Below are 15,056 nucleotides of genomic sequence, written 5' to 3' on the forward strand. Positions count from 1 at the left end.
CCCGGCGACCTGAACGACCGGGGCGACCGGGACGACCGGGACGACCGGGACGGCCGGGGCGCGGTCACCGGTGAGCCGGGCGTCGCGACCCGGCGGTCCCCGGGCCCGCGCGTCCGCGGGTGGTGTCGCGCGGCGGTGGCGGGGTACCCCGTTCAAGGGGAAAACCCCAGCTCACAGTGCATGATCGGCCCGGGAAGGACGTGGACGATGCCTCTGAGGCGGCCCGGTCACACCGGGCGCGGGAGCCGGGATCTGGAGATCAATCCGGTCTTCAGCCGGGAGCCCCTCCGGGTCCCGCGCCACGCCATGCCGGCCGGGGAGATGGAGCCGGACACGGCGTACCAGCTGGTGCACGACGAGCTGATGCTGGACGGCAACGCGCGGCTGAACCTCGCGACGTTCGTCAGCACGTGGGCGGAGCCGCAGGCGCTGAGGCTGATGGCCGAGTGCGTCGAGAAGAACATGATCGACAAGGACGAGTACCCGCAGACCGCGGAGCTGGAGACGCGATGCGTGGACATCCTCGCCCGGCTCTGGCACGCCGGGGACCCCCACCGCGCGACGGGCTGCTCGACGACCGGGTCGAGCGAGGCGGCGATGCTGGGCGGTCTGGCGCTCAAGCGGCGCTGGCGGCACCGGCGCCGGGAGAAGGGCCGCCCCGCCGACCGGCCCAACCTGGTGATGGGCGTCAACGTGCAGATCTGCTGGGAGAAGTTCGCCGACTACTTCGACGTCGAGCCCCGGTACGTGCCCATGGAGGGCGATCGGTACCACCTGAGCCCCGAGACGGCGGTCGAGTCGTGCGACGAGAACACCATCGGTGTCGTCGCCGTCCTCGGCTCCACGTTCGACGGCAGCTACGAGCCCGTCGCCGACATCGCCGTGGCCCTGGACGAGCTGCAGGCCCGCACCGGGCTCGACGTGCCGATCCACGTGGACGGCGCCTCCGGTGCCATGATCGCCCCCTTCCTCGACCCGGACCTGCGCTGGGACTTCCGGGTGCCGAGGGTGGTGTCGATCAACACCTCCGGGCACAAGTACGGCCTGGTGATGCCCGGGGTGGGCTGGGTGCTGTGGCGCGACGCCTCCGCGCTCCCCGACGACCTGGTCTTCCACGTCAACTACCTCGGCGGGGACATGCCGACCTTCGCGCTGAACTTCTCCCGGCCGGGTGCCCAGGTGGTCGCGCAGTACTACAACTTCCTGAGACTGGGCTTCGACGGCTACCGCCGGGTGCAGCGGACCTGCCGGGACGTGGCGACCCGCCTGGCCGGGGAGATCGCCGGGCTGGGCCGCTTCGAGCTGATCACCGACGGCGGCCAGACCCCGGTGTTCGCCTTCCGGGTACGGCAGGGCATCGACGGCTTCACGGTCTTCGACGTCTCCGCCGCGCTGCGCGAGCGCGGCTGGCTGGTGCCCGCCTACACCTTCCCCGAGAAGCGTACGGACCTGGAGGTGCTGCGCGTCGTCGTTCGCAACGGTTTCGGCCACGACCTGGCCGATCTGCTGCTGGAGGACCTGCGCAGGGTCCTGCCCCGGCTGGAGGCCCAGGGCGGACCGCGTCGCACCGCCGGCGACGCCGGAGGCTTCGCGCACGGCACCGAGAGCAAGAGCCCCCGGCGTCACGGTCACGGTCACGGCTGAGGGCGTACGGCGGCGCCCGCCGGGGAGAGAACCGGCGCGGCCGGAGGAGAAGGAAGAAGGAGACATCGGGATGTGCCGTTTGTTTGGCATGAGCAGCGCGCCCCGGCGCGCGTGTGCCACCTTCTGGCTCCTGGAGGCGCCGGACAGCCTCAGCGAGCAGAGCCGCCGTTACCCCGACGGGGTCGGTCTGGGGTACTACGGCGCCGACGGCACCCCGAAGGTGCACAAGGCCCCCGTCGCCGCCTTCGAGGACCGGTGCTTCGCGGAGGAGGCCAAGTGGACGGAGTCCACCACCTTCCTGGCCCACGTCCGCTTCGCCTCCACCGGCGGCCTGGACGAGCGCAACACGCATCCCTTCCTGCAGGACGGGCGGATCTTCGCCCACAACGGGGTGATCGAGGGCCTGGACGAGCTCGACGCGGAGCTGGGCGAGGACCGGGGGCTGGTCAAAGGGGAGACCGACTCCGAACGCTTCTTCGCGCTGATCACCCGCGAGACCAGGGCACGCGGCGGCGACGTCGCCGCCGGTATCGAGGCCGCCGCCCGCTGGATCGCCGGGAACCTGCCCGTCTACGCCCTCAACATCGTCCTCACCACCCCGCGGGACCTGTGGGCGCTGCGCTACCCCGACACCCACGGGATGCACCTGCTCCAGCGCGCGGCCGGCGGGTGCCACGGCAGCCGGCACCTCGACCAGAGCGGTAGCGGCGGCCGCATGCGCGTCCGTTCCCACGACCTCGCCGGGATCCCCTCGTTCGTGGTCGCCAGCGAACGCATGGACGACCATCCCGACTGGTGCTCGATGGAGCCCGGTGAGCTGCTCCACGTCGGACCGGGTCTCGTCCCCACCCGCCGGATCGTGCTGCCCGACGAGCCCGCGCACCGGATGGGCCTCGCCGACCTGCGCCCCGAGGCCGCCGCCTCGCAGCAGGTCACCTGACGTCGGGTCTCGCGAGGTACGGATCGAACCGCTGGTCGGGGACGAGGTCGCACGACGTCAGGTCCGGGGCCGCCGAGGTCGATGACCGGAGGGACGCGCGAGAAGGAACCCGCGCCAGGTCGACGGGACGGCCACGGGTGCGGATCGTTCCTCCGCCGACCGTTCGCCCGTCGGCCGTTCCCTCGGGGGCGGTTCCTCCGGTGACGGTTTCCCTGGGAACGGTTTCTCCGATGACGGTGACGGTGACGGGCGGCGAGCGGGTGTGTCGACGCTTCCGGTCGTCGGCCGGTGCTCCCGTACGCCTCCCGTCGCGGAGGTGGTCTGGTACTCCAGATCCTGCGTGAGGACGCACATCACGCGGCCTGCGGGGAGGTCTGGCGAGCCGTCGTCCCGGCGGGGTCGATCACGATGCCGGTGACGTCCAGATCTTCGATCATGCGCCGAAGCGCGGGCTCGGTGAGCCGGATCCAGCGCTGGTCGGCGCCGAGCACCTTGGTGAGGCGCATCGGCGAGGAGAAGGCGGCTGCCGTCCTCCTGCCCGAATCGGTCCTGAACAGGCGCAGGGACATGCTGAAGGCGCCTTCACGGACCGGCACGTATAACGGGACTTCCGACATTACTTCCTCCTGGTGAGAACTCGTACGAAAACGACGTTAGCCCCTTTCCGGCAGCTTTCAATGCGATCTCTACAGGATCCAGACGGGGAGGGCGGGAGCGTTGACGCCTCGTTGACGCGTGGCGCACCGCTGCCCGGGGGCGTGTGGGAGGGCGCCGTCTCCCGGTCGAGGCCCCGTACGAGAGACGTCCTGCCGGTTATGCATGCCGTGCGGCCCTGTCGAACCGGGTGATCCCGCGCGGAGGCGTCGCGTACAGAGCGGTGGTGGGCGATGGGATGTGTTCATCCGGGAGGTGCTCGCGGAACGCGAAGATAAGTGGGGCGATCGGCCGATCAATCATGAATGGTTACGATTTTTCGTGAACAGTCGAGCAATGTGCATTGCGGGGCTGCCGGAGCCTCTCCTTCCCCGGGTGTCCGTTGTCACACCACGCGCACTTCGGCCACGGAATCCCGACGCGAAACGAACGAGCCAAGGATGATCGTCGACGCCGAACGTTTTCGGCTCGATCTTGGTCGACAATTCTCCTGTCCGCCGGAGGCTTCCTCTCTCACGACCGGGCGAAGTGGTACGTGGGTGGTACGTGTCGAGCCCATGACCTGTGCCGTCAGGCTGGAGTGGAGCCTGTGTGACCGCCCGTTCCCTGAGGCCGGGATGCCTGCGAGCCAGAAATGGAGAACCGGTAAGGGAGGCATTGGCTTTAGGCTCTCTTTGTCCAAGAATGGCGTCATAGTGAAAGGAGAGGGTGTCGACATTGATGCCGGTGGAAATGTTGACCTTGTCGGGCGAGAAACCAATATTCGAGGTCATCGACTGGATCGGCGCCCGCTGCTAATCTTTCGCTCGGCCGGAGGATTGGGTCAGCCGACGGTTTGCGGATATTGGGGTAACTCGCGTTTATCTGGTCAAATGTGGTTGATTTTGGGTGAAGGAGGTCCCCCATTTCTGGTCTGGATGGTGACGACTCCGAATTCCGGGGGGACGCGGGAAACGTCAGGACCGGCCCCTCCCCGTCCTCGAAGATCGAGTCGACCTACAACGAGCTCACGGCGCTGGTGGAGGGGATCGCGAGGTCCGACCGGCACGACGGCCTCCCGGCGGGTTCCCGCGAGGTCGCGCCGATCCAGGAGGCCACGGAGCGGATGAGCGACTTCGTGCTGGCCAGGCTGGGAGCGGGTGAGGGCTCCCGGGTGCTGGACGTGGGCTGCGGCACCGGCCGTCCGGCGGTGCGCCTGGCCCGGACCCTGGGCGCACGGGTCGTGGCGATCGACATCGACCGGGAGGCGCTGCGCGACGGAGCCGAGCACGCCGCGGCGCGGGGCGTGGCGGAGACGGTGCGGTTCCGGCACGTCGACGCGCTGGACCTGCCGTTCGCCGACGCCGCGTTCGACGCGGTGCTGGCCTGCGAGGTCACCCCGTACCTCGACATCGCGGCCTTCTACCGGAGCGTCGCCAGGGTCCTGCGCCCGGGGGGCCGCCTGGTGGTCGAGACCCCTTACCCGCGGGTTCCGCTGACCGAGGAGATCCGCGAGCGCGTCGCCTCCCACCTGACCATCCCGAACGCCGCGTTGAGCACCGTGCCGAACGCCCTCCCGGGTGCCGTCTCGGACACCGTGCCGAACGCCGTCCCGAACGCCATGCCCAGCGCGGTGCCGAGCGCCGCGTCGAGGGCCGTGTCGAGGGCCGTGTCGCTCGAAACGCCGGAAGACCACCTGTCTGCGGCGCGGCGGGCCGGGATGGCCGTCACGGAGCTCGTCGACATCACCGAGAACGTGCGTGACTCCTTCTCCCGCTTCGCGCGCGGGACGCGGCCGGAGGCCGGACGCGGGGCGCCCCCCGGCACCTTCGCCGCGTGGGCGGACGCCGCCGAGGTCGGCGGAGTGGTCATGACCTTCACCAGGATGGAGCGCTGACATGACGGACGCGACGGTCATCGGGGCCGGGGTGGTCGGGGCCGCGATCGTACGGGCCTGCGTCGACTCGGGCCTGGAGGTCTCGGTCTGGAACCGTACGCCGGAACGCTCGGAGAGGCTCACGGGACGGGACGTCCACCTCCACGCGACGGCCGCCGAGGCGATCGAGGCGTCCCCGATCGTGCTGCTGTGCCTTCTCAACTACGAGATCACCCACGCGGTCCTCGACGAGACCGTCGCCGACCTCACCGGCAGGCTCGTCGTCCAGCACGCCAGCGGCATCCCCGACGACGTCGCCCCCCTGCGGAGGCGGGTGGAGACCTCGGGAGGCAGATACCTGGAGGCCGCGATCCTCAGCCACCCGGACGCCATCGGCACCGAAGACTGCTTCGCCGTCTACGGCGGGGCGGCCGAGGACTTCAAGGAGCTGGGGGGCGTGACCGAGGCGCTGTCCGGCAAGCAGATGCGCCTGGGCGCCGACCCGGCCTACGCCAAGGCGTACCACGTCGTCTCCCGCGCCTTCTATTACGCCTTCGTCAACGGTTTCCTCGAATGCTCGGCCATCGCGGAGAGCATGGGGGTCCCCCTCAACGACTTCGCGGAGTCGGTACCGCTCTACGACCCCGGTTTCCAGAACACGATCGGCGTCGGCCTCGGCCTCATCGCGCGCCGTGACTACACCTTCGAGCAGGCTCCGCTCACCTCGCACCTGGACGTCCTCAACAACCTGGCGGGCGTCGCGGAGCGGGCGGGGATCGAGCAGTCCTACCTCGCCGTGATGCGCGAGCGCGTGCTGAGGGCGATGGAGCAGGGCTACCGGCGCGAGCACGTGGCGGTGCTCACCGAACAGTTCCGCAGCCGCCGAATGGCCGTCCATAACCGCTGAGAGGAAGCATGTGCGGGTTTGAACCGATTGGCGATGAGCCGGAGTCCGGTTTCCCGAGGCCGGGCACTCCCGGTCCCGGCCTTCCCGACCCGGCCGTCCCCGGCCCCGGAATCCCCGGTCCCGGCACCCCGGGCACTCCCGGTCCTGGAATCCCCGGTCCCGGCACTCCCAGGCCCGGCACTCCCGGCCCCGGGGGCCCCGATCCCGGCCCCCGGGGTCCCGGCATGCCCGATCCCGGGGCTCCCGATCTCGATGTTCCGGGTTCCGGCGGCTCGGATACCGGCATCGCGGTCACCGGCATCCCCCGCCGCTTTCCCGGCACACCCGTCTCCGCCGCTCGTACGGGCGGCGAGGTGGTGTTCATGTTCCCCGGCGGCGGGACGGAGTATCCCGGGATGGGGTGTGAGCTCTACCGTGACGAACCGGTCTTCCGCGCGGCCGTGGACGAGTGCCTGGGCCTGCTGCCCGACCGCTCCGCCGCCGAACGGCTGCGCACCCTGTGGACGGACACGGCACCGGCCCTCCCGGACAACCCCGCCAAGCCCGGTGAGCCCGGTGAGCCCGGTGAACTCGGTGAACCCGGAGAGCCCGGTGGATCCGGTAGCCCTGGTGAACCCGGCGAGCCCGGTGTGCTCCCGGACGGGCCGCTGGGGAAGGTAACAGGGAAGGCCGATCTCGCGTCGGCGCTGCTCACCGTGTTCGTCATGGAGGTCGCGCTCGCCCGGCTCCTCGTGGCGCGGGGGGTGAGCCCTTCCCTGCTGGTGGGACACAGCTTCGGTGAGTACGCCGCGGCCTGCGTCGCGGGGGTCATGTCGCCGCGCGACGCCCTCGCCGTCGTGGCCAGGTGCGGGGAGCTCCTGTCCACCCGGCGCGACGGGGCGATGCTGGCGGTCCCGGCCTCCGAACGGGAGGTCGAGCCCTTCCTCGGGGAGGGAGTGTGCCTGTCGGCGGTCGACGGCCCGGAGTCCTGCGTGCTCGCGGGACCCGCCGCCCACGTCGCCGAGGTCAGGGAGCTGCTGGACCGGCGCGGGATCACCTGCCGTCTCCTGCCGCTCGGCACCGCCGCGCACTCGGCCCTGGCCGACCCCGTGATCGACGAGTTCCGCGAGTTCCTCGGCGGCATCCCGCTGCGCCGCCCCTCGACGCGCCTGGTGTCCAGCGTGACGGAGACAGGTGACGCCGACTTCGCCGACCCCGAATACTGGGTCACCCATCTCCGGGCGACGGTCCGCTTCGATGCCGGACTCGGCCACGTCCTGGCCGACGGCCCGAAGATCCTCGTCGAGGTGGGACCGGGCATGACGCTGACCACCCTGGCGAGGGCACGAGCGGGTACGGACTCCGTCGTCGTCAACGTGACCCGCCATCCGTCGGAGGAGCGAACCGAGGGGGAGGTCCTGCGCGGCGCGCTGACCCGGCTGCGGGAGGCGGGCGTCGAGATCGACCCGCCCTCCCGGCGACCGGAGCGGCAATTGGAGCGGCACTCGGAGCGGCGATCGGAGCGGCGATCGGAGCGGCGACCCGGGCCGCCCACGGTGCCCCACCCCTCCGTTCCGGCCGTCCTTCCCTCGCCCGCCCGGCCGACTGCCGTACACCCACCTGACCAACCACCCGCCACCCGCCCACCGGACCGGCCGCGCGTCGCGGACCCCGTAGCGGACCTCGTCCCGGATCCCGTCGCGGATCTCGCCGCCGCCGTGCGGGAGCGTTCGCCCGGCGGGCTGTACGGGATCACCTGGAGACGGGCCGTGGAGGTGCCCCCGGCGGACCTGGGCCCAACCGTGCGCGGACACCGCTGGATCCTGCTCTCCGACTCGTCGCCCCTCGCCGAGGCGATCACCGCGAGGCTGGAGGGGTACGGAGCCACGACCGTCGTCGTCACCCCGGGGCGCGCGTTCCACCACGTGGCCCGGGACCGGATCACGATCGACCCGCGGTGCGGGGAGGACTACGAGCAGCTCCTGAAGACGGTGGAGGGCGACGCGGACGGGCCGTCGCGGATCGTCTGCCTCTGGGGCGCGTCGTTGCCCGCACAGGTCTGCCCGCCGCTGGGCCACGTCGCCGGCCTGGCCCGTGCCCTGAGCGGACGGCCGGAGGCCGACCTCTGCCTCGTCACCCGGGGAGCCCTGGAGATCACCGGAGGTGAGCGGCTCGACCCTCGGGCGGCTCTCACGGCCGGAGCCGCCGGACCGCTCCGGCGCGAGCTGACCGGCACGCGTGTCCGGCTCGTGGACCTGGACCCCGGCGACACCGGAGACCACGGGATCCGGGCCGCGGAACTCCTGGCCGAGCTCTGCCGCCCGCCGCACGAGGACCCGGTCGGCCTGCGGGCCGGCCACCGCTGGCTGCGCGGGTTCGAGCCGCTGGACGTGGCGCCCGGCGCGTACGGGAGTCCCTCGGTGCGCCGGGGCGGGACCTACGTGATCACCGGGGGGACGAGCGGGATCGGGCTGCGGCTCGCCGGGCACCTCGCGGCCGCCCACTCGGCGCGGCTCGTCCTGATCGGGCGCGAGGAGCAGGTGACGTTCCCGTCGTACGGCCCGGGAAGGCAGGGGAGCCATCCCGAGGGGTCGGACGGCTCCGGAGAGGTGTCGAGCGGCGCGGGAGGAGACCGCGCCTTCGAGGGGTCCAAGGAGTCCAAGGAGTTCGAGGAGTTCGAGGAGTTCGGGGAGTCAGGGGAGTTCGGGGAGTCAGGGGAGTTCGGGGAGTTCGCGGGTTTTCGGGGGGAGGGCGGTCCGGGAGAGGGCGACGGTTCCGGCGGCCGGGAGCGCGCGGCGCTGAGGGCGCTTCTCGCGGAGCGGGGAGACGACGTGCTGGTGCGCGGTGCCGATGTCGCCGACGCCCGGCGCCTCCGGGTGGTCCTCGAAGAGGCGCGGTCGCGGTTCGGCGAGATCCACGGGGTGATCCACACCGCGGGCGTGCCGGAGGAGGGCGCGGCGGAGTTCCTCACCGAGGACGGCGTCGCCGCCGCACTGCGGGCCACGACCGAGGGGACCGCCACCCTGGTGTCGGTCCTGCGGGAGGTGGGCGCGCTTCCCGACTTCGTGGTGCTGTTCTCCTCACCGGCGTCGTTCTCCGGGACTTCCGGGCTCATCTGTCACGGGGCCGCCAACGCCTTCCTCGACACGTTCGCCCTCGGCACGCGGCGCGACGGCGGAGGCGTACCGGTGCTCTCGATCAACTGGGACCGATGGAACGGCGAGGGAACGGCCCGCGACACGCGACGCCGCCACCGCGAGCTCGCCGGGGAGCGCCTGCCCGGAGGACTGAGCCCCGAGGAGGGTCTCACGCTCTTCGAGAGGTGCCTGGCGGCCCTTCCGCTGGGTCAGGTCGTCGTCTCCTCCCACCCGCCCGGAGACACGGCCCCAGCCTGGCGGGCCTCGGTGCCGGGCGCCCGGTCACGCTCCCCTCACCCGCGTCACCTCGCCGTGACTCCGTCGGCGGGCGGGGAGTCTCACGCGTACGGGGACGCGCTCTCGTGGACGGCCGACGGGGAATCTCGCCTGTACGAGGAGTCTCACGTGTACGGGGCCGTGCCCTCCTGGACGGCGGACGGGGAGTCTCACGTGTACGAGGGATCTCGCGTGTACGGGGACGCGTCCTCCTGGGCCGAGGTCGGGGGAGGACCGGAGGCGGCCGGTCCGTACGCGGTCCCCGGAAGGAACGACCTCCCGTGACCGAGACGATCCCGGCCGATTCCCGCGCGTGGCTGCTCAGGCAGCGCCCGCTCGCCGAGCCTCGTGTGCGTCTCGTCTGCTTCCCCCACGCGGGAGGGGATGCCCCGATGTCCTACCGCGGCTGGCAGGACCGGCTGCCCGCCGACGTCGAGCTCTCCGCCGTGTGTTACCCCGGCAGGCAGAACCGCGTCAACGAGCGGCCGATCGACCGGATGGAACCCCTCGTCGACCACGTCTGCCGGGCACTGGTTCCCCTGGCGGACCGGCCGCTCGCCCTGTTCGGGCACGGGATGGGCGCCGTGGTCGCGTACGAGGTCGCGGTCAGGCTCGCCGGGCGGCACCGGATCTCCCCGGCGGCGCTGCTGGTGTCGGCGTACGCGGCGCCGCACCTGTGCGCGGACGACGCGAGGAGGATCCCCATCGGTGACCGCCAGCTCGCCGAGCAGGCCGCCGCCGCGGATCCGGCGCTCCTGCGCTTCCCGGAGCTGATGGACCTGGCGATGGTCGCGCTGCGGGCCGACCACGACCTCCTGCACGCCTACCGGCCCGCGTCCACCCCGCTGGTCACCGCTCCGGTCGTCGGGTACCGGGGGACGGACGACCCGCGGGTGAGCCATGGGGAGATGCGTGCCTGGAGCCGCGTCGCGGGCTCCGGGTTCGAGCTGCGGACCTTCCCCGGGGACCACTTCTATCCGGTGGACGCGGAGGCGGCGCTCGTCGCCGACATCGTGGAGCGCCTCTCCGGCGCCGGAGACATCGGCCAGACGTTCCACGAGGATTCACCCACTTCTTCCCATTCTTCCCAGCCCGCGTGAGGTTCCCGGCACACAGCGGACGACGGGCCCCCGGCGAACGTGCCACCAGCCGCCGGACCCGCTCCGGGCCGGGTGACCGTTCGGCCGGGGTTGCCGGGTGGTCATGCCGGAGCGCGGGAGAGGGTGGCGGCGGGTTCCCCGGCGCCGGTCGTCATCCGGGTGTGCCGCCGGAACGCTCCCCTTGGTCGAGGAGGGCGTTGACCATCTGCTGGAGTTGCGTACGCCCAGCGAGACCGAGGGCGCCGCCGAGGGCGTCGGCGAGTTTTTCGAAGGGGTCGTCCACGGGGAGTTCCCTCACCCGCCCGGCGAGCTCGCCGACCGTCCACGGGCCGTCCTTGTGGACGTGCGCACCACGCGACCATCCGTGGTTGACCGTGACAGACCCGCCCCGGACGGAGAGCACCTGACCGGTGAGCGGACACGCGGCGGTGGCGAGGTAGGCGGCGACGGGCGCGATGGCGGCGGGGTGCAGCGGGTCGAACCGTCCCGCCGGAGGCTCCTCGCGCATGCCGGGGACCTGGAGGGTGAGCCGGGTGCGCGCCATGGAGGGCGAGACGCAGTTGACCCGCACGCCGTACCGGCCGAGTTCGAGGGCTCCGACGACGGTCATCGCCGCGACCCCGGCGTTCCCGGCGGCGTAGGAGGCCTGCGTGGGCAGCGGGTTGAGCAGGCCCGAGCCCGAGGAGGTGTTGACGACGGCCCGGTCGACGCGGTCACCGGCCTCGAACCGTTCGCGCCAGTGACGGGCCGCCCATCGAACAACCGCGAACGTGCCTTTCAGCTTCACGGCGATGACGTCGTCGAACTCCTCCTCGGTCAGGTCGGCCATTCCGCGGTTCCGTTCGATGGTCGCGTTGTTGACGACGACGTGGAGGTCGCCGAAGGCCCGTAAGGCCGCGTTCACCATGCGCTGGGCGCCGTGCCAGTCGGCGACGCTGTCGGTGTTGGCGATCGCCTGCCCGCCGCGGGCGACGATCTCCTCGACCACCGCGGCCGCCACGGAGGGGTCGCCACCCGTGCCGTCGACGGCGACGCCGGGGTCGTTGACGACGACCCTGGCGCCCTCGGCCGCGAAGAACAGCGCCTCCTCCCGCCCGATGCCGCGCCCGGCTCCGGTGATGAGGACGACGCGTCCGTCCAGACTCCCCATGTCCATCACTCCCTCTCATTCAATACACTCAATGAATTAATACATTGCATGAAGTGATGCATGGAATGCAATAGGCTGAAGCCATGACGGAGAGCCCGGGGTTGCGGGAACGCAAGAAGCGGCGCACACGGCAGGCGCTGATCGAGGCGGCGGTCCGCCTGTTCGAGCGGAAGGGGTTCGAGCACGTCACGGTGGCCGAGATCACCGAGGCCGCGGAGGTGTCCACCCGCACGTTCTTCCTCCACTTCCAGGCGAAGGAGGACGTGCTCTTCGCCAACGCCGACGTGCGGATCGATCTGGCGCTGCGCGCGGTCGCCGAGCGCCGCGCCGGGGAGCGATTTCCCGATGTCCTCGTACGGGCGATGGAAGAGATGATCGTCAACAGCTGGGAAGGCGATCTGACCAGCGGGCTCGCGGCGCTTCGGGTCCGTCTGGCCGAGTCGGCGCCGATGTTGCAGGCGCGGTTGCTGCAGCGGTACCTCACCGCGCAGACCGAGCTGGCCCGGGCGCTGCACCAGGCGTATCCGGACGAGCTGGACCAGGTCGCCGCCGCCGCCCTGGTGGGCGCGATGGTCGGCGCGGTGAGCGCGGCGACGCTGTCCAGCCTCCAGCGCGGCGACTCGCCGGAAGGGGTGCGGAACGCGATGCGGCAGGCTGTGGACCTGGTCGTGTGCTGCCGTCACCGGGCGAACTGAGGCGCCGTCGCCCGCCCCTCGCGGGGTGGGCCGGATCGGACGCCGTCACCCGGCCGACCTCGGCCGCCCTCGGCGGACCGGACCGGGTCGGACCGCGTCGGGTTCTGGGTTCCGGGAGCCGGGGGCCGGGGTCCGGGGCGGGGTGCATCGAAGCCTCCGGTGACCCCGCGCGGGCCGGGCCGTGCCGGGTGGAGTTTCGGGAGCGCGGGTGGGGCGCGTCCGATGCGGCCGGTACGAATCCGCGTCCGACGGTCGCCCCAAAGTGCGTCCCAAAGTGCGCCGCCCTGGAAATTGTCGGTGCCCGTTGTCAGAGTCGACAGGGTCAGCGGCAACGTTCCAACCTCGTCCCCCGGAGGTGCGCGATGGCACGGCGACGGACACCCGGCAAGGCGGTGCGACGACGGGCGTCCGGCGGGCGAAGACCGCGCCGGGGCCGGGGCGGGGGCGACGGCGACTGGTTCCTGTGGGCGGTCGCGGCCGTGGTCCTCTTCCTGGTCGTGATGTGGCTCGTCGACGTCGTCGTCGCCAACTGGCAGCTGGTGATCGGCGGCACGGTCGTGCTGCTCGCGGGGCTGGCCGGGGCGCTGCTGCTCCGCCGCCGGGTGATCGAGGCCCGGGAGCGGGAGTGGCTGGCGGACAACGCGCGCCTCGAACGCGTCGACCGCATGTCCGGTGACCGGTTCGAGGCCCTCGTCGAGGCCCTGCTGCGCCGCGAGGGCTTCCGCGGGGTGCGCAGGATCGGCGGCAGCGGTGACGGCGGTGTCGACGTCGTCGCGACCGCGCCCGGCGGCGACCCCTTCGTCATCCAGTGCAAACGCTGGGGCGCCACGGTGGGCTCGCCCCAGATCCGCGACCTTCTCGGCGCGCTCCACGCCTATCCCGGCCACCGCGGCGTGCTCGTCACCTCGGCGACCTTCACCGCTCCGGCCAGGGAGTACGCGGCGGGCACCGGCCTGACGCTGATCGACCGGGCCACGCTCGCCGCCTGGTTCACCGGGTCCTTCACGCTCGCTCCGCGGGCACGCCGCGGCGCCGGTCGGCGGTTCCTGCCGGGACGCCGTCCCGCGACGCCCTACCCGGACGGTGACCTGGGCCTGGAGGGAGCGCTCGGCGACGAGCCCGCCTGACGATCGCGCAGTCTGCCCGCGCACGGCGGACCGGCGAGCGTGGGCAGACGGTGGCGGCGCCGGGGAGCTCTCCCGGGCGGGCCGGGGTCGGCGCCGGGCACGTTCGGCCGTCGCCGGTTCACGACCCCGTGGTGTCGAGGGCCTTCTCGAAGGCGGTGTAGGCCTCCGGGGTGAACAGGACGAAGCGCAGGTCCGTCACCCGTGTCGGGGTGGCCCGCACGGTGTCGATCGCGGTACGGGCGGCGTCGTCCATCGGCCAGCCGTAGATCCCCGCCGACACGGCGGGAAAGGCGACGCTGCCGGCGCCGAGTTCGTCGGCGACGCGGAGGGATTCGCGGTAGCAGGAGGCCAGGAGGTGTGTGCGGTCCTCGGTGGGGGAGTGGACGGGGCCGACGGTGTGGATGACCCAGCGGGCCGGGAGGTCTCCCGCCGTGGTGGCCACGGCCTGGCCGACAGGGAGCCCCTTGCCGTACTGGGAGGCGCGCAGTTCCCGGCACGCGGCGAGGATGGCGGGGCCGCCGCGCCGGTGGATGGCCCCGTCGACCCCGCCGCCGCCCATGAGTGAGGAGTTGGCGGCGTTGACGACGGCGTCGACGTCCTGCGTGGTGATGTCCCCCCGGACCAGCGTGATCCTCATGAGCCATGGCCTTCCTCGGTGGTTCGTCTTCTCGTACCGGGTCCTTCCCCGGTTTCCGGCGCTCTGACGTGTTCCCGTCGTTCCACTCCGGACGTGCTGGGATTCCTCCCTTCTCGCCGTCCCGGGACGCCGCCGCCACCGTGCCACGTGACGGGCCGCTTCATCGGTCCGGGCGTACGCGGGGGCACATCGCCCGCACCCGAACCGTGATCGCCCCACCGCCTGTCCGCCCCTGGGAACCGGTTCCCGCCGGGTTTTCAGGGTCTTCCGGCCTTCAGGGGTTCTGATCCTCAGGGTTTCCGGCCTTCCAGGGTTTCCGGTCTCCCGGGGGTGGGCGGCGATGGGCGTCTCAGGTGCGGGTCAGGGTGGGGTGCCACGACGGGCTCCTGCCGGGAGCCCGTCGTGGCCGGTGCTCAGGTTCCCGCCGGGGACGGGCCCTCCGCCCGGCGCGCGGTGAGCAGCAACCGCCCGGCGCCGATCCGGAACGGCGAGCCGTCAGGCCCGCCGAACCGCTCGATGCCGGTGAATCCGCCCTCGGTGAGCATCTGGCCCAGGTGGGCGCTGGTGTAGACGTGGTGGATCGCGGTCACCTCGAGCTCCTCCGCGCCCCGGGTGAAGCGGTATCCGCTGATCAGGCGGCTGCGAGCGACGTCGTACCCCGTCGTGGTCGTGACGGTGATGTCGCCCGTCCGCATCCGGCGGGGTTCGCCCTGGTAGCCGGGCAGGACGGACTCGGCCGTCGCGTTGAAGTCGACCACCAGCCCCCCGCCCGGCCGGACCGCGTCCGCCAGCGCGGCGACGAACTCGCGGGTCTCCCCGGGTTCGAGATAGCCGAAGCTGTTGCCCATGCAGACGGCGGCGTCGAACGAGCCGTCGCGCGGGATGTCCCGCATGTCGGCGACGCCGAGCGAGACGGCGGGCGCGGCGGCGGCGGCGGGCCCCCCGGCGGGCCCCG

General features: G+C 72.2%; 12 protein-coding genes. 8 read left to right on the plus strand and 4 right to left on the minus strand.

All coding sequences use genetic code 11. The annotated features are described in order from the left end of the window. The first annotated feature begins 207 nt into the window (after positions 1–207). Both gad and ABT053_RS41575 read left to right on the plus strand, forming a co-directional pair. Entirely contained in the window at positions 208–1,644 is a 1,437-nt protein-coding gene (gad, locus tag ABT053_RS41570) for a glutamate decarboxylase (RefSeq protein ID WP_350977314.1), read from the plus strand. 70 nt (positions 1,645–1,714) lie between these two features. After that, positions 1,715–2,584 carry a class II glutamine amidotransferase gene (locus tag ABT053_RS41575; protein ID WP_350977316.1) on the plus strand — a complete coding sequence of 290 codons (870 nt, stop codon included), beginning with the start codon at positions 1,715–1,717 and terminating at the stop codon, positions 2,582–2,584. 353 nt (positions 2,585–2,937) lie between these two features. Here the strand turns inward: ABT053_RS41575 and ABT053_RS41580 are convergent, their stop codons facing one another. Further along, positions 2,938–3,201: an SAV_915 family protein gene (locus ABT053_RS41580; RefSeq protein ID WP_350977318.1), complete on the minus strand. Its 264-nt coding sequence runs from the start codon at positions 3,199–3,201 to the stop codon at positions 2,938–2,940. Between the two features lie 1,055 nt (positions 3,202–4,256). Between ABT053_RS41580 and ABT053_RS41585 the strand changes: the two genes are divergently transcribed. The 4 genes from ABT053_RS41585 (at position 4,257) to ABT053_RS41600 (ending at position 10,492) form a co-directional block, all read left to right on the plus strand. Beyond that, complete coding sequence (locus ABT053_RS41585) at positions 4,257–5,114, plus strand: SAM-dependent methyltransferase (protein ID WP_350977321.1); 858 nt, start codon at positions 4,257–4,259, stop codon at positions 5,112–5,114. 1 nt (position 5,115) lies between these two features. Continuing rightward, positions 5,116–6,000: an NAD(P)-dependent oxidoreductase gene (locus ABT053_RS41590; RefSeq protein ID WP_350977323.1), complete on the plus strand. Its 885-nt coding sequence runs from the start codon at positions 5,116–5,118 to the stop codon at positions 5,998–6,000. A gap of 224 nt (positions 6,001–6,224) precedes the next feature. Then, positions 6,225–9,677, plus strand: a complete 3,453-nt coding sequence (locus ABT053_RS41595; RefSeq protein WP_350977325.1) for an acyltransferase domain-containing protein — start codon at positions 6,225–6,227, stop codon at positions 9,675–9,677. Further along, positions 9,674–10,492 (plus strand): thioesterase II family protein, encoded by an 819-nt coding sequence (locus ABT053_RS41600; protein WP_350977327.1) that lies wholly within the window; start codon positions 9,674–9,676, stop codon positions 10,490–10,492. The genes ABT053_RS41595 and ABT053_RS41600 overlap by 4 nt, the downstream gene beginning before the upstream one ends. 151 nt (positions 10,493–10,643) lie before the next feature. Here the strand turns inward: ABT053_RS41600 and ABT053_RS41605 are convergent, their stop codons facing one another. Further along, a complete protein-coding gene (locus tag ABT053_RS41605; RefSeq protein WP_350977330.1) occupies positions 10,644–11,648 on the minus strand; it encodes an SDR family NAD(P)-dependent oxidoreductase in 1,005 nt (334 codons plus the stop codon). A 77-nt stretch (positions 11,649–11,725) separates the two neighbouring features. Between ABT053_RS41605 and ABT053_RS41610 the strand changes: the two genes are divergently transcribed. After that, positions 11,726–12,337: a TetR/AcrR family transcriptional regulator gene (locus ABT053_RS41610; protein WP_350977333.1), complete on the plus strand. Its 612-nt coding sequence runs from the start codon at positions 11,726–11,728 to the stop codon at positions 12,335–12,337. Positions 12,338–12,699: 362 nt separating this feature from the next. Further along, a complete protein-coding gene (locus ABT053_RS41615; RefSeq protein ID WP_350977336.1) occupies positions 12,700–13,464 on the plus strand; it encodes a restriction endonuclease in 765 nt (254 codons plus the stop codon). Between the two features lie 118 nt (positions 13,465–13,582). Here ABT053_RS41615 and ABT053_RS41620 read toward each other — a convergent pair whose 3' ends face one another. Both ABT053_RS41620 and ABT053_RS41625 read right to left on the minus strand, forming a co-directional pair. Continuing rightward, complete coding sequence (locus ABT053_RS41620; protein WP_350977339.1) at positions 13,583–14,101, minus strand: O-acetyl-ADP-ribose deacetylase; 519 nt, start codon at positions 14,099–14,101, stop codon at positions 13,583–13,585. Positions 14,102–14,514: 413 nt separating this feature from the next. Then, on the minus strand, positions 14,515–15,056 hold a 542-nt coding region (locus ABT053_RS41625; RefSeq protein ID WP_350977340.1), incomplete at its 5' end, for a class I SAM-dependent methyltransferase.

Source organism: Streptosporangium sp. NPDC002524 (assembly GCF_040295985.1).
Taxonomy (GTDB): domain Bacteria; phylum Actinomycetota; class Actinomycetes; order Streptosporangiales; family Streptosporangiaceae; genus Streptosporangium.